This window comes from Streptomyces sp. NPDC031340 (genome assembly GCF_055569945.1).
Genome location: NZ_JBVIIE010000015.1, coordinates 35,135 through 59,434, shown reverse-complemented (window position 1 = coordinate 59,434; position 24,300 = coordinate 35,135). Strand labels below are relative to the sequence as shown.

General features: G+C 72.6%; 26 protein-coding genes. 9 read left to right on the top strand and 17 right to left on the bottom strand.

Going from position 1 to position 24,300, the window contains the following annotated elements; all coding sequences use genetic code 11:
* Positions 1-78: 78 nt before the first annotated feature.
* The 4 genes from ACZ5GT_RS14060 to ACZ5GT_RS14045 all read right to left on the bottom strand — a co-directional run bounded on the left by ACZ5GT_RS14060 (position 79) and on the right by ACZ5GT_RS14045 (position 2,591).
* Positions 79-783 (bottom strand): Crp/Fnr family transcriptional regulator, encoded by a 705-nt coding sequence (locus ACZ5GT_RS14060; protein ID WP_469021031.1) that lies wholly within the window; start codon positions 781-783, stop codon positions 79-81.
* 180 nt (positions 784-963) lie between these two features.
* The gene (locus ACZ5GT_RS14055; RefSeq protein ID WP_469021028.1) at positions 964-1,752 is read right to left on the bottom strand and encodes a DUF2637 domain-containing protein; all 789 of its coding nucleotides are present in this window, start codon (positions 1,750-1,752) and stop codon (positions 964-966) included.
* Positions 1,753-1,770: 18 nt separating this feature from the next.
* Positions 1,771-1,917: a hypothetical protein gene (locus ACZ5GT_RS14050; RefSeq protein WP_351890786.1), complete on the bottom strand. Its 147-nt coding sequence runs from the start codon at positions 1,915-1,917 to the stop codon at positions 1,771-1,773.
* 206 nt (positions 1,918-2,123) lie between these two features.
* Positions 2,124-2,591 carry an ATP-binding protein gene (locus ACZ5GT_RS14045; protein WP_469021020.1) on the bottom strand — a complete coding sequence of 156 codons (468 nt, stop codon included), beginning with the start codon at positions 2,589-2,591 and terminating at the stop codon, positions 2,124-2,126.
* Positions 2,592-2,767: 176 nt separating this feature from the next.
* On the opposite strand from ACZ5GT_RS14045, the gene ACZ5GT_RS14040 reads away from it, so the two are divergent.
* The 3 genes from ACZ5GT_RS14040 to ACZ5GT_RS14030 are packed head-to-tail and all read left to right on the top strand — an operon-like array spanning position 2,768 to position 4,047.
* Complete coding sequence (locus ACZ5GT_RS14040; RefSeq protein WP_469021421.1) at positions 2,768-3,685, top strand: helix-turn-helix domain-containing protein; 918 nt, start codon at positions 2,768-2,770, stop codon at positions 3,683-3,685.
* A complete protein-coding gene (locus ACZ5GT_RS14035; protein ID WP_469021017.1) occupies positions 3,639-3,776 on the top strand; it encodes a DUF397 domain-containing protein in 138 nt (45 codons plus the stop codon). The genes ACZ5GT_RS14040 and ACZ5GT_RS14035 overlap by 47 nt, the downstream gene beginning before the upstream one ends.
* A 49-nt stretch (positions 3,777-3,825) precedes the next feature.
* Positions 3,826-4,047 carry a DUF397 domain-containing protein gene (locus tag ACZ5GT_RS14030; RefSeq protein ID WP_469021010.1) on the top strand — a complete coding sequence of 74 codons (222 nt, stop codon included), beginning with the start codon at positions 3,826-3,828 and terminating at the stop codon, positions 4,045-4,047.
* Positions 4,048-4,076: 29 nt separating this feature from the next.
* On the opposite strand, the gene ACZ5GT_RS14025 is transcribed toward ACZ5GT_RS14030, so the two are convergent.
* The 3 genes from ACZ5GT_RS14025 to ACZ5GT_RS14015 form a co-directional block, all read right to left on the bottom strand.
* Positions 4,077-5,336 carry an MFS transporter gene (locus tag ACZ5GT_RS14025; RefSeq protein ID WP_469021004.1) on the bottom strand — a complete coding sequence of 420 codons (1,260 nt, stop codon included), beginning with the start codon at positions 5,334-5,336 and terminating at the stop codon, positions 4,077-4,079.
* Between the two features lie 251 nt (positions 5,337-5,587).
* Positions 5,588-6,598 (bottom strand): TerC family protein, encoded by a 1,011-nt coding sequence (locus ACZ5GT_RS14020; RefSeq protein ID WP_469021000.1) that lies wholly within the window; start codon positions 6,596-6,598, stop codon positions 5,588-5,590.
* 129 nt (positions 6,599-6,727) lie between these two features.
* Complete coding sequence (locus ACZ5GT_RS14015; RefSeq protein ID WP_469020994.1) at positions 6,728-7,363, bottom strand: universal stress protein; 636 nt, start codon at positions 7,361-7,363, stop codon at positions 6,728-6,730.
* A gap of 156 nt (positions 7,364-7,519) precedes the next feature.
* Between ACZ5GT_RS14015 and ACZ5GT_RS14010 the strand changes: the two genes are divergently transcribed.
* The 3 genes from ACZ5GT_RS14010 to ACZ5GT_RS14000 all read left to right on the top strand — a co-directional run bounded on the left by ACZ5GT_RS14010 (position 7,520) and on the right by ACZ5GT_RS14000 (position 9,098).
* Positions 7,520-7,897: a helix-turn-helix transcriptional regulator gene (locus tag ACZ5GT_RS14010; RefSeq protein ID WP_469020990.1), complete on the top strand. Its 378-nt coding sequence runs from the start codon at positions 7,520-7,522 to the stop codon at positions 7,895-7,897.
* Between the two features lie 22 nt (positions 7,898-7,919).
* Positions 7,920-8,339: a DUF6153 family protein gene (locus ACZ5GT_RS14005; protein WP_469020986.1), complete on the top strand. Its 420-nt coding sequence runs from the start codon at positions 7,920-7,922 to the stop codon at positions 8,337-8,339.
* Between the two features lie 99 nt (positions 8,340-8,438).
* Positions 8,439-9,098: a DUF305 domain-containing protein gene (locus ACZ5GT_RS14000; protein ID WP_469020983.1), complete on the top strand. Its 660-nt coding sequence runs from the start codon at positions 8,439-8,441 to the stop codon at positions 9,096-9,098.
* Positions 9,099-9,122: 24 nt separating this feature from the next.
* Here the strand turns inward: ACZ5GT_RS14000 and ACZ5GT_RS13995 are convergent, their stop codons facing one another.
* On the bottom strand, positions 9,123-9,896 hold the full coding sequence (locus ACZ5GT_RS13995) for a TIGR03943 family putative permease subunit (protein ID WP_469020980.1): 774 nt from the start codon (positions 9,894-9,896) through the stop codon (positions 9,123-9,125).
* Complete coding sequence (locus ACZ5GT_RS13990) at positions 9,893-10,918, bottom strand: permease (protein WP_469020977.1); 1,026 nt, start codon at positions 10,916-10,918, stop codon at positions 9,893-9,895. Before ACZ5GT_RS13990 ends, ACZ5GT_RS13995 begins: the two co-directional genes overlap by 4 nt.
* A 185-nt stretch (positions 10,919-11,103) precedes the next feature.
* On the opposite strand from ACZ5GT_RS13990, the gene ACZ5GT_RS13985 reads away from it, so the two are divergent.
* Positions 11,104-13,005: an NAD(P)-binding protein gene (locus ACZ5GT_RS13985; protein ID WP_469021418.1), complete on the top strand. Its 1,902-nt coding sequence runs from the start codon at positions 11,104-11,106 to the stop codon at positions 13,003-13,005.
* A 223-nt stretch (positions 13,006-13,228) separates the two neighbouring features.
* Here ACZ5GT_RS13985 and ACZ5GT_RS13980 read toward each other — a convergent pair whose 3' ends face one another.
* Complete coding sequence (locus ACZ5GT_RS13980; RefSeq protein ID WP_469020973.1) at positions 13,229-15,061, bottom strand: S9 family peptidase; 1,833 nt, start codon at positions 15,059-15,061, stop codon at positions 13,229-13,231.
* A gap of 219 nt (positions 15,062-15,280) precedes the next feature.
* Between ACZ5GT_RS13980 and ACZ5GT_RS13975 the strand changes: the two genes are divergently transcribed.
* Positions 15,281-16,066, top strand: coding sequence for an SURF1 family protein (locus ACZ5GT_RS13975; RefSeq protein ID WP_469020967.1), 786 nt, complete (start codon positions 15,281-15,283; stop codon positions 16,064-16,066).
* 34 nt (positions 16,067-16,100) lie between these two features.
* On the opposite strand, the gene ACZ5GT_RS13970 is transcribed toward ACZ5GT_RS13975, so the two are convergent.
* From ACZ5GT_RS13970 to ACZ5GT_RS13940, 7 genes are all read right to left on the bottom strand, one after another.
* Positions 16,101-17,141 (bottom strand): hypothetical protein, encoded by a 1,041-nt coding sequence (locus ACZ5GT_RS13970; protein ID WP_469020961.1) that lies wholly within the window; start codon positions 17,139-17,141, stop codon positions 16,101-16,103.
* A gap of 113 nt (positions 17,142-17,254) precedes the next feature.
* Positions 17,255-17,830 carry a SigE family RNA polymerase sigma factor gene (locus ACZ5GT_RS13965; protein ID WP_360745752.1) on the bottom strand — a complete coding sequence of 192 codons (576 nt, stop codon included), beginning with the start codon at positions 17,828-17,830 and terminating at the stop codon, positions 17,255-17,257.
* Positions 17,831-18,334: 504 nt separating this feature from the next.
* On the bottom strand, positions 18,335-19,393 hold the full coding sequence (locus ACZ5GT_RS13960) for an aspartate-semialdehyde dehydrogenase (RefSeq protein ID WP_469020957.1): 1,059 nt from the start codon (positions 19,391-19,393) through the stop codon (positions 18,335-18,337).
* Positions 19,393-20,670 carry an aspartate kinase gene (locus tag ACZ5GT_RS13955; RefSeq protein WP_469020954.1) on the bottom strand — a complete coding sequence of 426 codons (1,278 nt, stop codon included), beginning with the start codon at positions 20,668-20,670 and terminating at the stop codon, positions 19,393-19,395. Before ACZ5GT_RS13955 ends, ACZ5GT_RS13960 begins: the two co-directional genes overlap by 1 nt.
* 225 nt (positions 20,671-20,895) lie before the next feature.
* Positions 20,896-21,558, bottom strand: coding sequence for a DUF5063 domain-containing protein (locus ACZ5GT_RS13950; protein WP_469021407.1), 663 nt, complete (start codon positions 21,556-21,558; stop codon positions 20,896-20,898).
* Between the two features lie 58 nt (positions 21,559-21,616).
* Positions 21,617-22,216 (bottom strand): recombination mediator RecR, encoded by a 600-nt coding sequence (gene recR / locus ACZ5GT_RS13945; protein ID WP_189786115.1) that lies wholly within the window; start codon positions 22,214-22,216, stop codon positions 21,617-21,619.
* A 60-nt stretch (positions 22,217-22,276) separates the two neighbouring features.
* A complete protein-coding gene (locus tag ACZ5GT_RS13940; protein WP_324789863.1) occupies positions 22,277-22,621 on the bottom strand; it encodes a YbaB/EbfC family nucleoid-associated protein in 345 nt (114 codons plus the stop codon).
* A 305-nt stretch (positions 22,622-22,926) separates the two neighbouring features.
* Here ACZ5GT_RS13940 and ACZ5GT_RS13935 point away from each other — a divergent pair, with 305 nt between their 5' ends.
* Positions 22,927-23,679, top strand: coding sequence for an SLATT domain-containing protein (locus ACZ5GT_RS13935; protein WP_469020949.1), 753 nt, complete (start codon positions 22,927-22,929; stop codon positions 23,677-23,679).
* The last annotated feature ends 621 nt before the right edge of the window (positions 23,680-24,300 follow it).

The window sequence follows — 24,300 nt, the reverse complement described above, 5'->3', positions numbered from 1 at the left end:
GGCGTGCAAAGGGCAGACACTGCCCACGAAGTGCTGCTCGAGAGGCTAGGAGAGAGCGCGAGAGATGATCCCGTAGCACTACGGGTTGTCGGCCACGACTTTGGCGAATTCAAGGAGTTTCGGAACGTCACAGATGGTTATGCTGCGGTAACTGCGCTCCACCAGCCCCATGGATGTCAGCAACGCCAGATTCTTTTCGGCCGTGTTGAGAGCGAGTCCGGCGAGTGACGCGAGTTCCTTCTGGGTGAGCGTGACGCCGAGGTCGCACCGGGTGCCGTCGCCGTCCGGGACGGGCTGGGCGTAGGCCTGGGACAACTCGGCGAGGACCCGGGCGAGCCGGGTCAGCGAGTCGTAGGCCCGGAAGTCGATCCGCCGCCGGTTGGCCCAGCGCAGCCGGGCGCACAGCATGTGGAGGATGGCCCGCATGGCGTCCGGGTGGCCGCTGAGGAAGGTCTCCAGCGCTCGCACCTGGATGATCCGCGCGGTCACGTCGCTGCAGGCGATGACCGTGCCGGACCTGGGGCGTTCTTCGAAGGCCGCCATCTCGCCGACCAGGTCACCGGCGACCCGGACGGCGAGCAGCATGTCGTAACCGCTCTCCGCGCTGGCGACCACCTTCACGACCCCGCTCGTGATCAGCAGGACGTGCCGGCTCTCGTCGCCCTGTTGCAGCAGGGCGCGATGCGTCGGGTAGTTGATCGGGGTGCCCGCACGGAGAAGTTCTTCCCGTGTCCTGGCCTGTAACCGGCCGAGAAAAGTGGACGACGGCCACGCGCGATTCACCAGTACCCCCGACGCTTTCCCCCACGGCGCGGCAGACGCCGTTCGCATGACCGACCATGCTGCCGCCGCGCCGTGTACCGGAAAACAAAGTCGACGGAATGTGGCCTGTTTCCTTGCTTTGCAGCCGGATATGACCGAACACGGACCCCTTGCGGAAAGATTCGGTCCCATTGACGATCACTACTGGCGGTGGCGGGGCGTGCGCTGACGCGGTGGGAGCGTCAGCGTGACCTGCCGTACGAGCTGCTGGAAGCAGGCCAGCGACGCGACCGCGGGCAGGGCCGCCCCGGCGACTCCGGTGAAGGTCCGGTCCGCCTGGGCCACGCACAGCGTCATCGCGACGGACGAGAACAGCAGCACGATCAGCCACGAGTGCAGCGCCCGGCGCCGGTGCAGGGCGGTGCGCAGAATGGAGAGGGAGGCCACCGTCCAGGGTCCGTACACGAGCAGCGGCCACCAGGACACCGTCCCGCCCTTCGCGTCGGCCGTGATGCTCTGCAGCGGGCCGTAGGAGACGACCGCGCCGAGGACGTCGACCACCGCCACGATGACGGCGACGAAGGCGACGATCAGCAGGCTGCCGGTCTGCAGCAGCCTCGCCCGGCCGCTCTTCCGGTCCCGCGTCCTGCGGTGCCCGGCGGACGGACGCCGGATCGGCGGCAACTGGGCGGTGATCTTGGCCAGGTTGTGCATCGGGTCGGCGAAGTCGCCTTCCGGTGCGGGTTCGTCGCGCGGGGGCGGCGGGCCGGCCGCCGCCTGCTCCCCCGGCACCGCCTCCTGGAGGAGGTACGCGAGTTCCTCGACCGGATCCCAGCCCGAGTCCGGGGGCACCAGCGAAACCCCCGTGTGCAGGCTGTCGCCGGGACGGCCGGGCCAGCCGGTGTCCGACTCATAGGTGCCCGCGTACGCGTAGTCGTCGGAATACCGCTCCCGCCGTGGGAAGGAGGGATCGGCATAGTCGTGTTCCATGGAAAAAACCAGCCCCGTTTAAGCGCGGTCTGTGTGCCGACCGGAGTCCTTCTGGACGTTCCACCGCTCGTGGAGCTCCTTCTGGGCTGCCTCCAGCAGCGTCAGGAACTCGCTGAGCAGCGAGTCGACGACCGGAAGCTCGGTCCGCGCACCGGCGCCGGCCACGTCTCCCTGCCTCGCTCCGCGGTGAGGCAGGCCGTGGGGACTCACTTTCGTCATGTCCCGCTAACGCGGCTGCCTGTCCTCCAGATGCGCGGCAAAAGAGTGACATCAGGCGGGAAATCACCAATGAGAGATTTTCATCATAAGAAGTGTCATTCATTCCCCGCGGTGACTCCGGCCGACCGACCGCCCGGCCGCACCCGCCGCCGTCAGGGGAGAGGCGTCGTCGCCTCCACGACCAGCTCCGCCCACACCGTCTTGCCCACCGGCCGGCGGGGCGTCGTACCCCAGCGCACGGACAGGACGTCCACCAGCAGCAGCCCCCGGCCCGACTCGCCCTCCGGGTACGACGAGGGCGGCGCCGTCGGCGGCCGCCTGCCGGCGGCCGCGTCCGACACCTCGACGCGGACCAGGCCCGCGACCGCGTCCAGGGCGAGCCGGAGGCCGAAGCCGTGCCCGGGCACCCGGCCGTGCCGCACGGCGTTCGCGGCGAGTTCGCCGACGACCAGCGCGACCGCGCACGACAGGTCGCCCTCCGGCGGGTGCCCCCATTCCTCCATACGCCGGACGGCGAGCCGTCGGGCGAGTCGCGCGCCTCGCGGTGAGCACGCGAACCGCTCGGCGAACTCCGTCGTCCGCCGGGGGTCCTCCGCCGGGGTGGTCGTTGTCGTCAGCACGGCCTGTCCGTCCTTGTTCCTGTCGAGCCATACGTCCCGTGCGTGCACGGATCGTCACGTTCCGTACTCAAGGGTCGTACGATCGCCCTACGCTCAACAGGTGACACAGGCTTACCTTTCAGGCCATAAGGAACGGAAGTGACGCTTTGGCCAACGGAATTGACCCCAGCGCGTCCATGGCCGCCCTGTTCGGCGCGCGGGTCCGCCGGCTCCGTACGGCGGCCGGACTGACCCAGGCCGAACTCGGCGCCAGGACGCACGTCGTGAGTACCCGGATCACCCAGATCGAGCGCGCGTCCGGCGCGAAGCCCACGCTGGAACTGGCGCGTGCGCTGGACGCTGCGCTCGGCGCCGACAACCTGCTGGTCGAGCTGTGGCCCTACGTGTACCGGGAGGCGTTCCCGGACTGGTCACGGAAGTTCATCGAGTACTCGGAGCGCGCGGTCGTCGTGCGCGAGTACGCGGCCCATGTGGTGCCCGGCTTGTTGCAGACGGAGGACTACGCGCGGGCAGTGCTGAAAGTCGGCCGGACTCTTGGCAGCGAGGAGCAGTTGGAGGAACGGGTCGCCCTTCGCATGGGGCGACAGGAGCGGCTCGGCGCGTCGGACCGGCCGGAGCTGTGGGTGGTCCTGGACGAGGCCGTGATCCGGCGTCCCGTCGGCGGGCGGGCAGTCATGCGGGAGCAGTTGGCGCGACTGCTCACGGCCGGGGCGGAGCCTCATGTCACCGTGCAGGTATTGCCGTTCGACCAGGGCGAGCACGATGTCATGGGCGGCTCGCTCACCGTGCTCACCATGCCGGACGGCTCGGACATCGCCTACACGGAGGGCGCGCACTACGGCCAACTCGTCGAGGATCCGGACGAGGTGAAGGGTTTCGCACTCGCCTACGATCGGCTGCGGGCGGCAGCCCTGCCCCCGCTCATGTCACTCGACGTGATCCGATCCGTGATGGAGGACAACCACCGTGGAGCGAATGTCCCGTCCCGATCTGACCGGCGCCGCCTGGCGCAAGAGCAGCTACAGCAATCAGGAGGGCGGCAACTGCGTGGAGGTGGCCGACGGATTCCCAGGGGCCGTCGTCCCCGTCCGTGACAGCAAGGTTCCGCACGGCCCGGCGCTGTGCTTCGACGCCGCCTCCTGGGCCGTGTTCATAGGCGAGTTGAAGGCCGGACGGCAGCCCTGACCTCTCATGTCCCTCGACATGATCCGTTCCACCATGGAAGGCAACTACCGTGGCGCGAATCTCCCTTCCCGAACTGACCGGCGCCGCCTGGCGCAAGAGCAGCTACAGCAATCAGGAGGGCGGCGACTGCGTGGAGGTGGCCGACGGATTCCCAGGGGCCGTCGTCCCCGTCCGTGACAGCAAGGTCCCGCACGGCCCGGCGCTGTGCTTCGACGCCGCCTCCTGGGCCGCGTTCATAGGCGAGTTGAAGGCCGGGGGCCACCGCCCCTGAAGCCAGCCGGGAGCACCCGGCAATTCCGATCAGGGTGCGTCCTGCGTCGGGGCGACAACGGCATCCGAACCGGGGTCGCCCCCTCGGGCTTCGTACGGCGGCACCAGTGCCGCCATCCCCGCTGCCGCCGTCACCGCGCCCGACACCGCGAAGCAGACGGTGAGCGGGAGACGACCGATCAGTGCCCCCGCCACCGCGGAGCCCACCGAGCTGTCGGCGTTGACCGCCGCGTTGACCCAGGCTCCGGCCCGGGTGCGGAAGCCCGGTCCAGCCGCCTCATCGGCGACCAGGTACGCGGTGGTCAGGGACGGTGCGATGAACAGGCCGGTGCAGGCGGCGGCCACCGCGAAGGACGCGACATCGGGCACCAGCCCCGCCGCGGCCAGGGTCAGCCCGAGGCCCACGGCGAGCAGCGGCAGCCGGAGCCGCGCGGCGCTACGCCAGCGGACCGCGCCGTACACCAGCCCGCCGACCGCGCTGCCGGCGGACAGCGCCGCGAACACCCAGGTCACGACGGAGCCGCCGGAGTGCCGCTGCTCGGCGAAGGCCACCGCCATCAGATCGAACGCCCCGGTCGCGAGACCGGTCGCAGCGGCGACGAGCACGGGCTGTGCCAGTCCCCGGGGGGCCTTGGTCCGTCCGCCTGCCGGGCGGGGCTGCGGCTCGCGGTGGTGGTGGAGCCGGGCGGTCCCGGGGGACGAGGCGAAGAGAAGGGTTCCCGCGGCCGCCAGCACGGCGGTGAGCGCCACGGCGGCCGGGGGCGGCGCCCACCGCACCACGGCGCCCACGAGAAGCGGTCCGGAGACGAACAGCAGTTCCTCGGCCACGCCGTCGAGCCCATAGGCCCGCTGGATCAGCCGCGGGTCCTCGACGAGTTCGCTCCACACGGCCCGCATGGTCGGGCCCAGTGGGGGCGGGAAGGCGCCGGCGGCCACCCCGAAGGCTGCGACGAGCAGCGCGGGAGCGCCGGGCCGCCAGGTCACCACGGCGAGCGCGGTGAGCAGCCCGGCGTACACGAGGGCCAACGGCGGCAGGGCCCGGCGGGGCCCGTACCGGTCGACGAGGGACGCCCGCAATGGTGAGAGCAGGACCGACAGGGCTCCGAAGAGCGCCATGACCGTACCGGCCACGGCGTACGAGCCAGTCGCCCGGCTCACGGAGAGCAGAACGGCGAGGGACACCGTCCCGTACGACAGCCGGCCCACGAGCGCGGCGGCGAAGGTGCGGCGGACATATGGAACACGCAGAACGGCGGCGTACGAAGGGCGCGCGGAAGCAGGCGCAGACATGTGAAGGGTTCCTCAGGAGGCGGCACGAAAAGGGACGCCGATACGCCGCGACGGCTACGGCCGGATGCCGGGTGCCGATCGCGGACCTGAGCGGGTCCTATGCCAGGGGGAGGAACACGAGGGACAAGCTATCAGCGGTGCGGGGCCCTGCCGGGAGACACCGTGCACATCTACGACACGCACGCACCCCGCCATCGCGGGAGCGGTGGCGGGGATGGGCGCGGGTCGGCAGCAGGCGGACGGCTCACCGGTCACCCGTCCCGGCGGTGCGCCGGAGCGGGCTCGGCGCCGTCCGGGGCCGGGCTGTCGGCGGGGGGCGTGGTGTCGCCGTCCTGGCCGCGGGTGGCGATCAGGGACCAGCCGATGGAGACGGTGATGGTGACGACGATGACGCCGAGGGTGAGCGGGATGGGCAGCTTGCCGACCGGGGTCTCGGACAGGATGAGCTTGACGCCGGCGAAGGCGAGCAGGACCGCGAGCCCGTAGTGCAGGTAGGTGAAGCGGCGCAGCAGTCCGGCGAGGCAGAAGTACAGGCTGCGCAGGCCGAGGACGGCGAAGGCGTTGGCGGTCCACACGATGAAGGTGTTGGTGGTGATCGCCAGGACGGCGGCGACGGAGTCGACGGCGAAGATCAGGTCGGTGGCCTCGATCGCGACCAGCGCCACGAACAGCAGCGTGGCCACACGGCGTCCGCTGATCTTCGTGAAGAAGAGGCCGCCGTGGTACCGCGGGTCGGTGGGGACGATCTTCTTGACCAGTCGGACGACGGGGTTGCGCTCGGGGTGGACCTCCGCGTCCTTGGAGACGGCCATCTTGTAGCCGGTCCAGATCAGGAACGCGCCGAACAGGTAGGCGGTCCAGAAGAACAGCTGGAGCAGTTCGGCGCCGACGAAGATGAACACCAGCCGGAAGGCGAGTGCGCCGATGACACCCCAGAACAGGACCTTGTGCTGGTAGGCGTCCGGTACGGCGAAGAAGGAGAAGACCAGCGCGAAGACGAAGACGTTGTCGATGGACAGCGCCTTTTCGATCAGGTAGCCGGCGTAGTAGGTGGACGACGCCTCTCCGCCCTGCCACAGGAGGAGGACCAGGCCGAAGGCGAGGCCGATGGCGATCCACACCGCGGACCAGACGGCCGCTTCCCTGAAGCCGATCACATGGTTGTCGCGGTGGGCGATGAGGTCGACGGCGAGCATGACGGCGATGACGAGGGTGACGGCGGCCCACACCCACAGCGGGACGGTGAACGACAGACCATTCATTGGTTGATCGGCCTCCTCGGACGAGGTCGAGAGGGAGGGGCAAGAAAGGGGGCGGGTGCCGGGCCCTGGCGGGTTCGGGTCACGGAGGGCGTGCCGGGCCCGGGCCGCCGGTTCGGTTCACATGGGCGCTCACCTCACGGTCATGCGGGCTGCCGGGGTGGCGGCCGGGCCGCGCCGGGCGAGCGTCCACACGGTGCGCACCCCGGCGGGTGACAACTCGGCCGGTCCCAGGCCGGCACCGGCGACGGGAGCCGTCCAGCGGGCGGGTGCGACGGCGTAGACGAACGGGCCGCCGCGCGGGCGTGCGGCTTCGATCAGGCTGTGCGCGTCCAGCCTCGCCGGGCCCCGGCTGGAGGCCACCACCAGCGGCGAGTGATGCCGCGCCGCCAGGGCCAGCACCTCGCCCGCGGCCCCCGGTCCGATCCGCCCGTCGCCGTCGGCCGGGACGCGGTGGGCGACGGGGATGTAGCCGATGCCCGCGCGGCGCAGCCGGGGCAGCACCCGGTCCAGGACTCCCCGGTCCGTCCGCGCGTCCGCACGGGCCCGGGCCGGGATCTCCGGCGGTGCGGGCAGGACGGCGACCAGCAGCACCGGCGCCTTGTGGGCGGCGGCCAGGCGGACGGCGGCATCCACCACGGCGGCATCGTCGGGCCGGTCGGTGATCACAGCGGTCACCGGGTGCGGCAGGGAGAGGGGCAGTGCCGGGGCGCCGGTGGCCGCGGGGCGGGCCAGGGTCTGGGTGCGGGTGTGGATGTGGGGGGACATCGGGACCCCCTTTCAGCGGGGTCGGAGGGGGGTGGGGTGCTTTCAGCGTCACCCGTTCGACCGATTGGCGTCAAGGTTTACATGAAATTTTTTTCGGCAATTACTTTTCGTGAAATGATGTTGGACATGCGAAGTCGGCTTCGTATGATGAAAGCCATGAGCCTGCCCTCCAGCCCGCGCGGCGACCAGTGGACGTTCCTGACCAACCACGCCCGCGTCCTGATCACGCTCGCCCGCGACCCCGAATCCCGCCTGCGGGACGTCGCCGGCCTGATCGGCATCACCGAACGCGCCGTGCAGCTGATCGTCGCCGACCTCGAAGCGGCCGGATACCTCACCCGCACCCGCGTCGGCCGCCGCAACCGCTACACCATCGACCCCACCGTCGCCCTGCGCCACCCCACTGAAGCCGACCACCCCGTCGGTGACCTCCTGACCACCTTCCTGCACCGCGAGGACGCCCCGACGCCCCCGGTGAGCCTCTCCGAGGCTCGCGCCGCCCGTACGGGTCAGGGAGAAGCGCGCCAGTCGTGACCCCCCTCCTACGATGAGGGCGATGACCAGTTCCCGTGCCGTTCGGCAGTCCGTGTGCCCGCCCTCGTGGCGGTGGCGGGGGCTGCTCGTGCTCGGGCTGCTGGCGGGGCTGCTCGGCATGCACGCCCTGGCGCCCGGGGGTGCCGTACCGGGGCAGGCGCACGAGGTGCAGAGACACCCGCAAGGCATGCACATGGCGGACGCCATGCTCATGTCCGGCGAGCACGCCCACGGCGGCTCCGGCGGCGGGTGCCATGTGCTGCACGCGGACCCGACCTGCGCGTCGGGGGCCGTGAGCACCGGGCCGGGGGCGCCCTCGCTCGCGCCCGACCGCACCACGGCCGCCGCACACGCCGCCGTCCCGCGCCCCCGCGCGGCGACGGGCCCGGACGGCGGGCGCGCCCCGCCGTCACACGCCGAACTCCAAGTCCTGCGGATATAGAGCGCGTCGTCCGGCACCGCCCCGCCACCGTGTGGCGGCCCGGTGCTCCGGCACGGCTTCGCCCACCTCAACCGCTTTCACTTCCGCAGGAGTTCACCCATGTCCAAAACCCCCCGCGTCTCCGTCCGCACGCGCGCCCGCCGCGTCGCGCTGATCGCGGCCGGCGCCACCGCCGCGCTCGCCCTCTCCGCATGCGGCAGCAGCAACGCTTCCGACCAGTCCGCCGGCCACTCCGCCAGTCACTCCGCCGCCGCGAGCAGCGGTCAGGCCACCGCCGGGGCGCACAACGCCCAGGACGTCGCCTTCGCGCAGGGCATGATCCCGCACCACCAGCAGGCCATCGAGATGGCGGGACTCGCCGCCGACCGGGCCTCCTCCGCGCAGGTCAAGGACCTCGCCGCACGCATCGAGAAGGCGCAGGGGCCGGAGATCACCACCATGACCGGATGGCTGAAGTCCTGGGGCGAGGAGGTGCCCGCCTCCGACCACTCCATGTCCGCGATGCCCAGCATGACGCACGGTTCCATGCCCGGCATGATGAGCACCGACGACATGGACAAGCTGCGCGGCATGTCCGGCAAGTCCTTCGACACCATGTTCCTGACCATGATGGTCCAGCACCACGAAGGCGCGGTCACGATGGCGACCACCGAGCAGGACAAGGGCCGTTACGGTCCCGCCATCGCCATGGCCGGCGACATCATCACCACCCAGAAGGCCGAGATCGCCGAGATGAACAAGATGCTCGGCAAGAGCTGACGGCGACGGACGCCGGCGTCGGCGTCAGTTGTTCCACGTCTCGTCGTACGGGTCCGCCGGTGTCGGCACCGGACGGGCCGCGGTGGCCCGGATGTACGGGACGGGACCGCCGTTGACGGGGTCACGGGTGCGTTCCGCGGTGTACGTGCCCGTGACCTCCAGCCACTTGTCGGGTTGCAGGACCGGCGGGATGCGGCCGGTCAGGGCGATCTTGACCGGCTGGGCGTCGGCGGCGCAGCAGTTGAGGGCCATGCGGACCAGGTAGGGGCGGCCGGCGTGGTCCAGCGCGACGAAGCCGGTCACCTTGATCTCGCGGCCGTCGAGCAGGCGGCCGTGGTCGTAGACCGCGCGGCTCGCGTAGTCGACGACGCTGAGGCGGAGGGGGCCGGTGGCCGGCAGGGAGTCGTAGCCGTACGGCTGTTGCAGCGCCGTGCCGGTGCGCATGGCGCTGTACGAGCCCAGGGCCGGGGGCGCGACCAGGATCAGGGCGAAGAGGGGCAGGACGAGCAGCCAGGAGATCCGGGGTTCGCGGTGGACGTCTCCGTGCCCGTCTCCGGCTTCGTCTCCGGGTTCGTCTCCGTGCCCGTCTCCGTGTTCGTCCGCGGGCGCGTTCCCTCTCCCCCGGCGCCACTCGTACCACGCCGTCGCCGTCGCCGCCGCGATCAGTACCGCGCCCGACAGCAGCAGCAGTGGTTGCAGGCCCGCCTTGACGTAGCGCAGGTACAGGTCGGTGAGGCCGGCGTGCAGCAGGGCCGCGCCGGTGAGGAACAGGACCGCCGCCTGTGCCTGCCGGTTCACAGCAGCACCGCCCCGGTGAGGACCGCTCCGGCGATCGCGAGGGCGAAGGTGGCGGGGGCGAAGCGCAGCGCGAAGCCGCGGCCGAACGTGCCCGCCTGCATCGCGAACAGCTTCAGGTCGATCATCGGGCCGACCACGAGGAACGCCAGCTTGGCGGTGAGCGAGAACTGGGTCAGCGACGCCGCCACGAACGCGTCCGCCTCCGAGCAGATCGACAGCAGCACGGCCAGCACCGCCAGCGCCAGGACCGCGACCAGCGGGTTGCCCGCCGCCGTGCGCAGCCAGCTCGCCGGGGCCACCGCCTTCAGCGTCGCCGCGGCCATCGCGCCGACGACCAGGAAACCGCCCGCGTGCATCACGTCGTGCCGGACCGAGCCCCAGAACGCCTCGCCCTTGCTCCGGCCCTCGTGGTGCGGTCGCCCCGGCGGGCGCAGCCAGTCGGTGCGGCCCAGACGCTGCCACAGCCAGCCCATCGCGCAGGCCACGAGCAGGCTGGCGGCGAAACGGGCCAGGACCATTTCGGGATTGCGCGGGAAGGCGACCGCCGTCGCCGTCAGCACGATCGGGTTGATCGCCGGGGCGGACAGCAGGAAGGCCAGCGCGGCGGCCGGGGTGACGCCCCGGCGGACCAGCGCGCCGGCCACCGGTACGGACGCGCACTCGCAGCCCGGCAGCACCGCGCCCGCCAGCCCGGCCACCGGGACCGCGAGCGCGGGGCGGGCGGGCAGCGCGCGGGCGAAGAACGACGGCGGCACGAACACCGCGATCGCCGCCGACAGCAGCACGCCGAGCACCAGGAAGGGCAGCGCCTGCACCAGCACGGCGACGAACACCGTCATCCAGCTCTGCATCACCGGCGCCGACAGCGCCCCGCGGACCGGGCCCTGCCCCAGCACCAGCAGGAGCAGAACCATGGTCAGCAGCAGCGGCGACCGCGACTCGGACCGCCGCCCCTCCGGGTGCTCGGCGTCCGCCTTTGTCTCCGCCTCCGCGTCCGGCGGTGCTGCTTTGGTGATGGCCACGGGCGGGGTACCTCCGTTGTTGCGGAAGGGTGCGGTTTCGCTCCCTTTGCGTACGGCCGGACGGCGGCGGCCGTTCAGCGGACCGGACCGGCGCCGGTGGAACCGCCCCTGCCGGTAGGGCAGTCTGTCTGCTCGTGGGGAGCGTTCCGAATCAGGGTGGACCGAGCGCGGACGCCGGCGCGCACATGGTGGTGTGCGGGGACGACGGGCTGACGCACCGGCTGGCCGCCGAACTCAGGGGTGTCTACGGCGAGCAGGTGACACTGGTCGTGCCGCCCTCCGAGCGCGGTACGCGGCAGCGGGCGGTGGGACGGGCACGGGCGACGACGGCCGCCCTGCTGGACCGGGTGAGCGCGGCCGTGAACCGGGCCGGCGGCAACGGCGAACCCGGCGACGGCGAGCGCGTCGTGGAGGCCGCCGAGCCGACCGAGGCCGCGCTCGGCGAGGCGGGCGTGGCACGGGCCGCCGCGCTGGCGCTGGTGTACGACGACGACGAGACCAACATCCGCGCCGCCCTCACCGCCCGGCGCCTCAACCCCCGGCTGCGGCTCGTACTGCGGCTGTACAACCGCAGGTTGGGCCAGCACATCGAGGAACTCCTCGACCAGGCGGCCGCGTTGGCCGCCCGGGACGCCCACGGCGACGCTTCGACCACCGTGCTGTCCGACGCCGACACGGCGGCGCCCGCGCTGGTCGCCACCGCCGTCGCCGGTACCAGCAAGGTCGTACAGACCGACGGGCTGCTGCTGCGGGCCGTGGAGCGGCAGCCGCCGGGGCCCGGGCAGGTGGCCGATCCGGGGCTGGCCACGCTGGCGCTGCTGTCCGCGGAGGGCGCGGAGACCGGCGAGAACCGCGAGGAGCAGGGGCCGCGGCTGCTGCCCGACGCGGCGGAGGTGCGGGACGCGACCGGACGCGGGACCGTCGTGCTGCAACAGGTGGCGTACGCCGGGCCGGCGCTGCCGCCCGCGCGCGGCGCGGTGCCGTTCGCGTCGCTGTTCTCGCGGCGGCTGCGGTGGTCGCTGGCGGGACTCGTGGGGTGCGTGGTCGCGCTCGCGGTGGCGTTGTCGGTGGTGACCGGGATGCATCCGCTGACCGCGGGCTATCTGACGCTGCTCGACCTGTTCGCCATCGACGACCCGGCGATCGGGCAGTCCGTCGGGCGGAAGATCCTGCAACTGCTGTCCGGGCTGGTCGGGTTGCTGCTGCTGCCGGTGCTGCTGGCCGCGGTGCTGGAGGCGCTGGGCACCTTCCGGACCACGTCCGCGCTGCGCAAACCGCCGCGCGGGCTGAGCGGGCACGTGGTGCTGCTCGGGCTGGGGAAGATCGGCACGCGGGTGCTGACGCGGCTGCGGGAGCTGCAGATCCCCGTGGTGTGCGTCGAGGCCGACCCCGAGGCGCGGGGCCTGGCGACGGCGCGGCGGCTGCGGGTGCCGGTGGTGCTCGGGGACGTCACGCAGGAGGGGGTCCTGGAGGCCGCCAAGATCCACCGGGCGCACGCGCTGCTGTCGGTGACCAGCTCCGACACGACGAACCTGGAGGCCGCGCTGTACGCCCGGTCCGTGCGGCCCGACCTGCGGGTCGTGCTCCGGCTGTACGACGACGACTTCGCGACCGCCGTGTACCGCACCCTGCGGGCCGCCCATCCCCGGGCGTCCACCCGCAGCCGCAGCGTCTCCCATCTGGCGGCGCCCGCCTTCGCCGCCGCGATGATGGGGCGGCAGATCCTCGGGGCCATCCCGGTCGAACGGCGGGTGCTGCTGTTCGCGGCCGTGGACGTGGCCGGGCATCCGCAACTGGAGGGGAAGACGGTCGCGCAGGCGTTCCGGGCCGGCGCCTGGCGGGTGCTGGCGCTGGACACGGCCGTCTCCGGCGCCCGCCGGGGGGAGCCGGCGGCCGAGGAGGCGTACGAGGACGTGCGCGGGCCGGGGGTGTCGGGGCTGGTGTGGGACCTGCCCGACACGTACGTCCTGCACGGCACGGACCGGGTGGTGCTGGCCGCCACCCGCCGGGGCCTGGCGGAACTGCTGGGCCGCCGCCCACCGGAACGCACACCCCCGGCGACCACCGCGCCCGGGCCCCGCCACTGAGCGGACGCGGACGCCCCGCACGCGCCCCGGCCACCGCACCGGCCCGCGGCCCGGACCCTCCGGCGGGCCCGGCCGCCGAGCCCTGCTCGATACGCCCGAACGCGGCGGCCTCGCCCGCCCGAGGGTCAAGCGGTCGCCGCCGTCGGCGCGCGGTGACTGCTGACCCGCACGGGCACCGCCCGGCCGCGTGACGGCCCTCGCACCGCCCCGCGCCAGCGGCTCGTCACTTCAGGTGGCGTTCCGCGAACTCCAGTTCCAGGCGTACCTGCTTGATGCGCTCGTCCACCACCAGGGAGCCGTGTCCGGCGTCGTAGCGGTACACCTCGTGGACCGCGCCGCGGGCCTCCAGGCGCTTGACGTAGTTCTCGATCTGGCGGATCGGGCAGCGCGGGTCGTTGACGCCGGCCGAGATGTAGACCGGGGCCTCGACCCGGTCGACGTAGGTGAGCGGGGAGGACGCCTCGAAGCGCTCGGGGACCTCTTCCGGGGTGCCGCCCAGCAGGGTGCGGTCCATCGCCTTCAGCGCTTCCATCTCGTCGTGGTACGCCGTGACGTAGTCGGCGACCGGCACCGCGGCGATGCCCAGCGCCCAGGCGTCGGGCTGGACGCCGAGGCCGAGGAGGGTGAGGTAGCCGCCCCAGGAACCGCCGGTGAGGATCAGCCGGGACGGGTCGGCGAGGCCGGAGTCCACCGCCCACTCCCGCACCGCCGCGATGTCCTCCAGCTCGATCAGGCCGACGCGGTGCTTCAGGGCGTCGGTCCAGGCGCGGCCGTAGCCGGTGGAGCCGCGGTAGTTGACGCGGACCACCGCGTAGCCGTGGTCGACCCAGGCCGCCGGGGCGGCCGCGAAGGCGTCGCTGTCGTGCCAGGTCGGGCCGCCGTGGATGTCGAAGACCGTGGGCAGCGGGCCGGTCGCGCCGGCCGGCTTCTGCACCAGGGCGTGGATGCGGCCGCCGGGGCCCTCCACCCACGCGTCCTCGACGGGCACCGAGCCCGGCGACTTCATGCCGGGCGGGTCGAGGACGACCCGGCCCGTCGTCGAGCGGACCGCCGGCGGCTCGGCGGCCGACGACCACAGGTACTCCACGCTGCCGTCGGGCCGGGCCGTCGCCCCGGACACCGAGCCGGGCGGGGTCGGCACCTTCTCCAGCGCGCGGCTCGCCAGGTCGTAGCGGAACAGCTCGCTGCGGGCCTCGAAGCTGTGGACGACGAGCAGCCCGCTGCCGTCCGGGTACCACTCGGCGCTCACGTCCCCGGGCAGCTCCAGGACCAGGTCGGTCTCCTCGCCGGTGGCGACGTCCCACACCAGGGGCTCCCAGCGGCCCCGGCGCTGGTGGCCGACGAGCAGGCGGGTGTCACCGGCGACGGGCGCGAAGCCCAGCACCTCCAGGCCCAGCTCCTCGGTGCCGCCCTTGGTGTCGTCGAGGTCGGCGACCGGTGTGCCGTCGGGGCGCAGGACGCGCAGCGCGGAGTGCATCGCGTCGCCGTGCTCGGTGTGCTCGACGGCGATCAGGGTCCCGTCGTGGGAGAGGTCGCCGACGCCCGCCGACTCGCGGTGCCGGTAGATCTGCACCGGCGCCTCGCCGGTGCGCGCCAGGTGGATCGTGGTGCCGTCCTCGTCGGTGGAGCGGCCGACCACCGCGGTGCGGCCGTCCCTGCCCAGGGCCAGGCCCGCGGGGTAGGACGGGTCCAGGCCCGGTGTCGCGGGCTCGTCGGCGCCGCCGGTGAACGGCTGCCTGCGCCAGACGCCGAACTCGTCGCCGTCCTTGTCGTCGAACCACCAGATCCAGGCGCCGTCCGGGGAGAGCACGCCGTCCGTGGTGCCGTTCGGCCGGTCGGTGACCTGGCGCTGCTCGCCGGTGGAGCGGTCCCAGGCGTACAGCTCGTACGTCCCCGTCGCGTTCGACACGAACAGGGACCGGTCGGGGGCGTCCTCCGCCCAGTGCGGGAGCGACACCCGCGGCGCCCGGAAGCGCCTCTCCCAGTCCGGCATCTGCTCGATCGGTTCCTGCTGGTCCCGCTGATCCGGCGCGGTCGACCCGTTGCTCTCAGTCATGGCCCCATACTGCCCGCCCGACCCGGAAATTCGCTGGCCCGATCCTCAGCCTGTGGACAACTTGCACCGATCACTTACCCGAACCGGTCCCGGACAGCCCGGACGGCCCGGACGGCCCGGACAGCCCGGACGGCCCTCAGCGTCCCGCCGTCCGGGACCGGCCGAACAGCGAACCCCCCGCGGTTCGGCCGCGCGCGGCCGAGCCGTACCGTTGGAGGCGTGTACCGGTTTCTGCTGACGCCCCGCTGGTGGGGGATCAACGTCTTCGTGCTGCTCGCCATCCCGTTCTGCGTCTTCATGGGGTCCTGGCAGCTGAGCCGGTTCGAGGACCGGGTGCAGGACCACCGGGACGCGGCCACGCAGGCCGCCCGGGCCGGGCGGGAGGCGCCCCGCCCGCTGGCCGAGCTGCTGCCGGTGACCAAGGCGACCTCCGGCAGGCAGGCCACCGCGACCGGACGGTACGGCGAGCAGCTGCTCGTCCCGGGCCGCGAGCTGGACGGCAGGCAGGGCTTCTACGTGCTGACCATGCTGCGCACCGACGGCGGCAAGGCGCTGCCCGTGGTGCGGGGCTGGCTGCCCGGCGCCGCGGCCGCCGCGAAGGCGCCCGCCCCGCCGAAGGGCGAGGTCACCGTCACCGGCGCGCTGCAGGCGTCCGAGACGCCCGGCGACAACGGGGTCAGCGCGCAGGGCGGGCTGCCGGCCGGGCAGACCGCGGCGATCAGCTCGGCGTCGCTGGTGAACCTGGTGCCGTACGGCGTGTACGACGCCTGGGTCACCCTGCGCACGGCGGACTCCGGGATGAAGGCCGTCCCGGCGACGGCGCCGTCCGGCACGGGGCTGGACCTGAAGGCGTTCCAGAACCTCGGCTACACCGGCGAGTGGTTCGTCTTCGCCGGGTTCGTGGTGTTCATGTGGTTCCGGCTGCTGCGGCGCGAGCTGGAGTTCGCGCGGGACGCGGCGATGGGGCTGGCCCCGGAGAACGAGGAAACGGGCGTGACGGTGTGACCGACGCCCGCTTCCCTCACCGAGAATCCCCGCGTTACGAGCCCGCCAGCAGCCCCGTGTAGTAGACCGTCCCCGCGCAGGCGCCGGACACCGTCGCCGAGACCGAGGGCGCTCCGGCCTGCGCCGTGTGGGTCACCACGACGCTGCCGTCCGACGTGCCGTCCTCGGCGAGGAGCTGGGTCGTCACACCGCTGCCCGTGCCGGTGGTCGTGGCGCCGGAGGTGGTGCCGCCGTCCTGGCTGGGGCTCGGGTCCGGCGAGGGGGCACCGGTGTCGCCGCCGGTGGAGCCGCCGGACGGGCAGGTCTCCGAGGGCACCCAGGCGAACTTCACCGCGTAGGCGGCGCCTGGCTGGAGGACCAGCGTGGCGGCCTCGGTGGACGGGTCGGGCAGGCCCGTCGCCGCGTCCCCGGCCGCGTGCCGGGCGGTGCCGATCCGGGCGGGGTCCGCGGCGCCCTGCGCGCTCACGCCGACCGAGCCGGGGCCGTCGACGGTGCAGGCGGCGGTGGAGACGTTCACCACGCGGAAGCCGCCGTAGACCGTGCCCGTGGAGTCGGGGGCGGTGGCCGCGTCGGTGGTGGCGCCGAGCTGGGCGGACGTGCACACCGGGGCGTCCGCCGGGCCGGTGGCCGCCGGGTCGGTGCCGGCGCTGCTGCCGGCGCCGGGGTCGGTGCCCTTGGTCTTGCCGTCGCCGCCGTCGCCGTTCTTGCCCTTGTCCGGGGCCTTGCCGGAGTCGTCGCCGGCCGAGCTGTGTCCGTCGTCCGTGCTCTTGCCCTGCCCGGCGCCGCCCTGTGCCTGCGAGGCCTGGCCGGCGACGGACGGGTTGACGTCGGACCCGGTGGAGTTGGAGACGTGCACCAGCGCCGGGACGGCCGTGCCGATGAACAGGGCGGCGGCGGCCATGCCGACGGCGGCCTGCCGCTTGCGGGCCCGGCGTGCGGGCACCGCCCGCCGCAGGTGGTCCAGCGTGCCGTCGCGGGGCTCCACCGACCGCACCGCCTGGTGCAGCATGCTGCGCAGATCCAGCTCGTCCGAGTCGAGCCCGTCCAGGCTCTGTTCGTCGGGGCCGTCGTTCACAGTTCCGTTCCCAGCGTGCGATTTCGTGTGGTTGTGCGTGTGCTTCCCCGTCGGCTCGTGCCATGCGTAGGGCTCGTGGCGCTCGTGGGAGCCGCCTCCCTGGCCGTCGCGGTTCATGCCGGTGCCTCCATCGCGATGCGGAGGGCGGCGATGCCGCGGGAGCCGTACGCCTTGACCGAGCCGAGCGATATCCCGAGCGTCTCGGCGACCTGGGCCTCGGTCATGTCCGCGAAGTAGCGCAGCACCAGGACCTCGCGCTGGCGGCGCTGCAGCCCCTTCATCGCCTTGATCAGCGAGTCGCGCTCCAGCTGGTCGTACGCGCCCTCCTCGGCGCTCGCCATGTCCGGCATCGGCTTCGACAGCAGCTTGAGGCCGAGGATGCGGCGGCGCAGGGCCGAGCGGGACAGGTTGACGACCGTCTGCCGCAGGTAGGCGAGCGTCTTCTCCGGGTCCCGGACGCGCTTGCGCGCCGAGTGCACCCGGATGAACGCCTCCTGGACGACGTCCTCGCAGGAGGCGGTGTCGTCGAGCAGGAGCGCGGCCAGACCGAGCAGCGAACGGTAGTGCGCCCGGTAGGTCTCGGTGAGGTGGTCGACGGTGGTTCCGGCCGCCACGGTGTCGTCGGCGCCGTCACGCTGACTCGGTATGCGGGCGGGCCGCGCTGCGGGCATGCGGGCGATCACCGGCATGCCGCCGGGCGCACCGGCCGGCCGGGGCCGCAGGGGGCGCCGCGGCGGCCGTAGGGCCGCGGTGCGCGTCGCCGCGGGAATGTCGAGTACCTCTGCCACGTCTGTTGGACACGTTCACCCCCGTGAGGGTTGTACGTGCCGAGCGTCACTTTCTCTTCGGGCGGGTCCATCGGCCGCCCGTTTTCAGGCAGCACGGCTGACCGTGCGTCAAACGCCCTCATGCCTACCCGCTCTTCCCCTGTAGCTTGAATGACCGGGCGTCCCCACGCCCGGTCACGCATACCCGCACGCCCTGAAGGGCGTTCGCAAAGACGCTCCCCGCCCTTCGCGCGGTTGCGAAGAGCGGGGAGGGAAATCTTCGGACGCCGAGGGCTCCCACTTCAAGTGGTCCGGACCATTGCCCGGCTCACATCGAACTCGAAGATCCTACAAACCGATTCCGGAACGGCCAGGACTTTTCCTGTCCGCGCCCGCGCGCACCGCGGTTGTGCCGCCCGGCGGACGTCACGTCAGCTCGGCCGCCACCAGCTCCGCGATCTGCGCGGTGTTGAGCGCCGACCCCTTGCGGAGATTGTCGCCGCAAACGAAGAGTTCGAGGGCGGTGGGGTCGTCGAGGGCCCGGCGGACCCGGCCCACCCAGGTCGGGTCGGTGCCCACGACGTCGGCCGGGGTGGGGAACTCCCCGGCGGCCGGATCGTCGCAGAGGACGACCCCGGGGGCGGTGGCGAGGATCTCCCGCGCCTTGTCGACGGTGACCTCGCCCTCGAAACGGGCGTGCACCGTCAGCGAGTGCGTGGTGATCACCGGCACCCGCACACAGGTCACCGCGACCGGCAGGGCGGGCAGGCCGAGGATCTTGCGGGTCTCGTCCCGCACCTTCATCTCCTCCGACGACCAGCCGTCCGCGCGCACCGAACCGGCCCACGGCACGACGTTCAGCGCGACCGGCTCCGGGAAGGGCCCGGTGTCGTCGCCGACGGCCCGCCGCACGTCCCCGGGGCTGGTGCCCAGCTCCGTGCCGGCGACCAGCGCGAGCTGCCGGCGCAGCGTCTCCACCCCGGCCCGCCCGGCCCCGCTGACGGCCTGGTACGAGGAGACGACCAGCTCGCGCAGCCCGAACTCGGCGTGCAGCGCGCCCAGCGCGACGATCATCGACAGCGTCGTGCAGTTGGGGTTGGCGATGATTCCGCGCGGGCGCCTGCGCGTGGCGTGCGGATTGACCTCGGGCACGACCAGCGGCACGTCCGCGTCCATCCGGAAGGCACCGGAGTTGTCGACCACCACCGCGCCCCGGGCGGCGGCGAGCGGCGCCCACCGCGCGGCGACCTCGTCCGGCACGTCGAACATGGCGACGTCGACGCCGTCGAAGACCTCCTCGGCGAGCGCGATCACCTCGACCTGCTCGCCGCGCACGGCCAGCTTGCGGCCGGCCGAGCGGGGCGAGGCGACCAGCCGGATCTCGCCCCAGATGTCCGCATGCTGGGACAGGATCTCGAGCATGACCGTGCCGACGGCCCCGGTCGCCCCCACGACCGCGAGCGTCGGCTTGCCGGTCGGCGCCATCAGCGGCCCGTGCCCCCGTAGACGACGGCCTCGTCGGAGTCGGAGTCGAGCCCGAAGGCGGTGTGCACGGCGCGGACGGCGTCCGGCACGTCGTCCTTGCGGGTCACCACCGAGATACGGATCTCGGATGTCGAGATCAGTTCGATGTTCACGCCCGCGTCGGACAGCGCCTCGAAGAAGGACGCGGTGACGCCCGGGTTGGTCTTCATGCCCGCGCCGACCAGGGAGATCTTGCCGATCTGGTCGTCGTAGCGCAGCGAGTCGAAGCCGATCGCGGTCTTCGCCCGCTTCAGCGCGTCGATGGCCTTGCGGCCCTCGGTCTTGGGCAGCGTGAAGGAGATGTCCGTCAGGCCGGTGGAGGCGGCGGACACGTTCTGCACGACCATGTCGATGTTGATCTCGGCGTCGGCGATCGCGCGGAAGATCGAGGCGGCCTCGCCCGGCTTGTCCGGCACACCGACGACCGTGATCTTGGCCTCGGAGGTGTCGTGCGCGACACCGGAGATGATGGCCTGCTCCACCTTCTTGTCCCCTTGCTCGATCGGCTCGCTGCTGACCCACGTGCCCTGGAGCCCACTGAAGGAGGAGCGGACGTGGATCGGGATGTTGTAGCGGCGGGCGTACTCCACACAGCGGTGGAGCAGCACCTTGGATCCGGAGGCCGCGAGCTCCAGCATGTCCTCGAAGGAGATCCAGTCGATCTTCTTCGCCTTCTTCACCACGCGCGGGTCGGCGGTGAACACGCCGTCGACGTCGGTGTAGATCTCGCAGACCTCGGCGTCGAGGGCGGCGGCGAGCGCGACGGCGGTGGTGTCGGAACCGCCACGGCCGAGCGTGGTGATGTCCTTCTTGTCCGCGCTCACGCCCTGGAAGCCGGCGACGATGGCGATGTTGCCCTCGTCGAGGGCCGTGCGGATACGGCCGGGCGTGACGTCGATGATCCGGGCTTTGTTGTGGACCGAGTCGGTGATGACGCCTGCCTGGCTGCCGGTGAACGACTGGGCCTCGTGGCCCAGGTTTTTGATCGCCATGGCCAGCAGCGCCATGGAGATACGCTCTCCCGCGGTCAGCAGCATGTCGAACTCGCGCCCGGCAGGCATCGGCGACACCTGCTCGGCGAGATCGATCAGCTCGTCCGTCGTGTCGCCCATCGCGGAAACGACCACGACCACCTGGTGGCCGTTCTTCTTCGCTTCCACGATCCGCTTGGCGACGCGCTTGATGCCCTCGGCATCGGCTACGGAGGAGCCTCCGTACTTCTGCACGACAAGGCCCACGTGCGCTCCTCGCTAGGTCTTCCTCTGTCGGCTCAGTCTAACGAGCGTCCGAAATTCCCTGCCGCGATGTCGCATCGTGAGACATCACGGCCGCTCGTCCCGGACGGGCACATGCCCAGGAGGGAGCGGAGCCACGCGAAGAAGTGGGACGTGTCACACGACAGGCCGCACGACTGTCGCACGACGTGTCGCACGACGTGTCGCGTCGCCGGAGGGCGAGGGCGCCTACCGGCCCGGGCGCACGCCCGTCGGCCCGCCGATCTCCTGCTCCATGACCTGGCCCGCCTCGAACTCCAGCGTCTCCTCGCCCATGCCCTGGTCGGTGTCCAGGCCGTCCAGTTCCGCCAGCGGCTGGTCCAGGCGGACGTGGGCGAGGACGGAGTGCAGGGCGCGCAGGGTCCCGGAGGCCGTGGAGCCCCAGTTGGAGAAGTAGGAGAACTGCCACCACCACAGGGCCTCGGTGATCCGGCCCGCGCGGTAGTGGGCCATGCCGTGGCGCAGGTCGGTGATGACGTCGGCCAGGTCGTCGGAGATGCGGGCCGGCACCGGGGCCTTGCGGGGCTCGTAGGGGTCGAAGACCTCCGAGTAGACGTCGACCGGGTCCAGCAGCCGGGCGAGGTTCTCGCGGAGTCCGTCGACGTCCGGTTCCGGGCCGAGGTCGGGCTCGTAGCGCTCGTCCGGCACGATGTCCTCGTGCGCGCCGAGCCGGCCGCCGGCCAGCAGCAGCTGGGAGACCTCCAGCAGGAGGAAGGGGACCGCGGAGCCCGGCTCGTCGCCCTTCGCGACCTCCGTGACGGCCACCAGGAAGCTCTGGATCTGGTCGGCGATCTGGACCGCGAAGTCGTCCGGGTCGTGCGCCGCGGAGTGCAGCGCGACGTCGGACAACATGGCTTCGGACAGTGTGTCTTCGGGCAGTGTGGCGTCGGACAGCGTGACGTCGGACATCTCAGACATCTAGGAGTCGTCTCCCCTCGAAGGCGCGTCCGAGGGTCACCTCGTCCGCGTATTCCAGGTCGCCACCCACCGGGAGGCCGCTGGCCAGGCGGGTGACCTTCAGGCCCATGGGCTTGATCATGCGGGCGAGGTAGGTGGCGGTCGCCTCGCCCTCCAGGTTCGGGTCCGTGGCCAGGATCAGCTCCGTGACCGTCCCGTCGGCGAGCCGCGCGAGGAGCTCCCGGATCCGCAGGTCGTCCGGGCCCACTCCCTCGATGGGGCTGATCGCCCCGCCGAGGACGTGGTACCGGCCGCGGAACTCGCGGGTGCGCTCGATCGCCACGACGTCCTTCGGCTCCTCGACCACGCAGATCACCGAGAGGTCGCGGCGGGTGTCACGGCAGATGTTGCACAGCTCCTCCTGCGCGACGTTGCCGCAGGTCGCGCAGAAGCGGACCTTCGCCTTGACCTCGAGGAGCGCCTGCGCCAGCCGCCGTACGTCCGTCGGCTCCGCCTGGAGGATGTGGAAGGCGATCCGCTGGGCGCTCTTGGGACCCACGCCGGGCAGCCGCCCCAGCTCGTCGATGAGGTCCTGGACCACGCCTTCGTACAACGGACTGCCGTCCTTCCTGAGGTGCCTTACGGTACGTACGGTAGTTGGCCGCGGCCCCGGTTAGAAGGGCAGTCCGGGGATACCGCTGCCGCCGCCCAGGCCCTGGGCGAGCGGGCCGAGCTTCTGCTGCTGCAGCGTCTGCGCGTTCTCGTTGGCCGCGTGGACCGCCGCGACGATCAGGTCGGCGAGGGTCTCGGTGTCCTCCGGGTCCACCGCCTTCGGGTCGATCTTCAGCGCGCGGAGTTCTCCGGCGCCGGTGACCGTGGCCTTCACCAGACCGCCGCCGGCCTGGCCGTCGACCTCGGTCCGCGCCAGTTCCTCCTGCGCGTTCTGCAGGTCCTGCTGCATCTTCTGGGCCTGCTGCAGCAACTGCTGCATGTTCGGCTGGCCACCACCGGGGATCACGATCAGCTCCTTGTCCGCACAGTTCCGCACAGGGTCTTGCCGTCCGCCCCGAGCCTACGCGGTCCGCGCACGCACCGCCCCGGCACTCTTTCGGGTGAGTGGATTCCGAGTCCTATACCTGATCAAGACCCTCTTCCGGGCGGAAAAGAGGAGAAAGACGCCGCTTCGCCACCCATTGGGCGGTAGGAAGGATCCGGCGCATCGGCAACACGCGTCACGGTGTCAGGCGACGTTCGTTCGGGACCGGCGGGTTCGGGACCGGCAGGGTCCGGGACCGGCGGGTTCGGATCAGTAGGGAGTGCCGGGTGGGTCAGCCGGAGATGCAGCCCGAGGGTCCGCCTCAGGACGAGCGGGGCGAGGAGCCGGCCGGGCTGCGGCCGGGCGACCAGACCGGACGGCCCTTTCCCGTCGGGGACTGGGGGGAGCCCGCCGAGCGGCTGCACGAGCTGTACCGCTGGGCGGAGCGCGGCGCGCTGGAGACGGCGGCCTGGTACCTCGCCGACCGGGTCGGCAAGCGGCGGGCGGCCCGGGCGCTGCGGGCGGGCGCCGCGGCGGGCGCGGTCACCGGGGCCGCGCTGCCGCTGCTGGACCTGACCGGGTGGGCCGACGGGGCGGCCGTGTGGGGGTATCCGGCGCTGCTGCTGGCGGTGGCGTGCGTGGCCCTGGACCGGGTCTTCGGGTTCACCTCGGGCTGGATGCGGGACGTCGCGACCGCGCAGGCCGTGCAGCGGCGGCTGCAGGCGCTCCAGTTCGACTGGGCGTCGGAGAACGTACGGGAGGTGCTCGGTCCCGCGGACGGCACGGCGAGCGAGGCGGCCGAGCGGTGCCTGGGCGTGCTGCGCCGGTTCTCCGAGGACGTGGCGGAGCTGGTGCGCACGGAGACCGCCGGCTGGATGGTGGAGTTCCGCACGGGCCCGGCGCCGATGGGCATCCAGTCGGCGGTCCCGACCGGCGGACGGCACGAGCAGGTGAACGGCCACACACGTTTCCCGCTGCCGCCCGGCCCGGCAAGCGCCCGCCCCAACATGCCCCGCCAACGCCCACCCGAGCCCCGCTGAGCGGAGGTGCGCCGCCCGGTCGGCCAGCCGGCCGGCCGCAGGTCAGCCGGTCCCGCGGGCGCGCCGGCCCCTCGCGGGTGCGCCGGTGCGGGTGCGGGTGCGCAGACCGCCGCAGGTGCGCGGGCCCGCAGGGGAATCGGTCCCCGCAGGTACGCGCCGGCCCCGCGCGTGCGCCGACCCTGCGGCTGCGCCCGTCCCTCGCAGGCGCGCCGGCCCCCGCCGGTACTCAGCCCCCCGCAGGTGCGCCGACCTCGCAGGAATCGATCCCGCAGGTGAACCGGGCCCCACAAGTACGCCGGCCCCGCGCGGGCGCCGACCCTGCGGCTGCGCCCGTCCTTCGCGGGCGCGCCGGCCCCCGCTGGTACGCAGGTGCGTCGGCCCAGCAGGTGCACCGGGCCCCACAAGTACGCCGGCCCCGCGCGGGCGCCGACCCTGCGGCTGCGCCCCGTCCCCCGCAGGCGCGCCGGCCCCCGCCGGTACGCAGACCCCCACAGGTGCGCCGACCTCGCAGGAATCGATCCCGCAGGTGCACCGAGCCCCGCAGGTGAACCGGGCCCCACAAGTACGCCGGCCCCGCGCGGGCGCCGGACCCCGCGGGTGCGCCCCGTCCCCCGCAGGCGC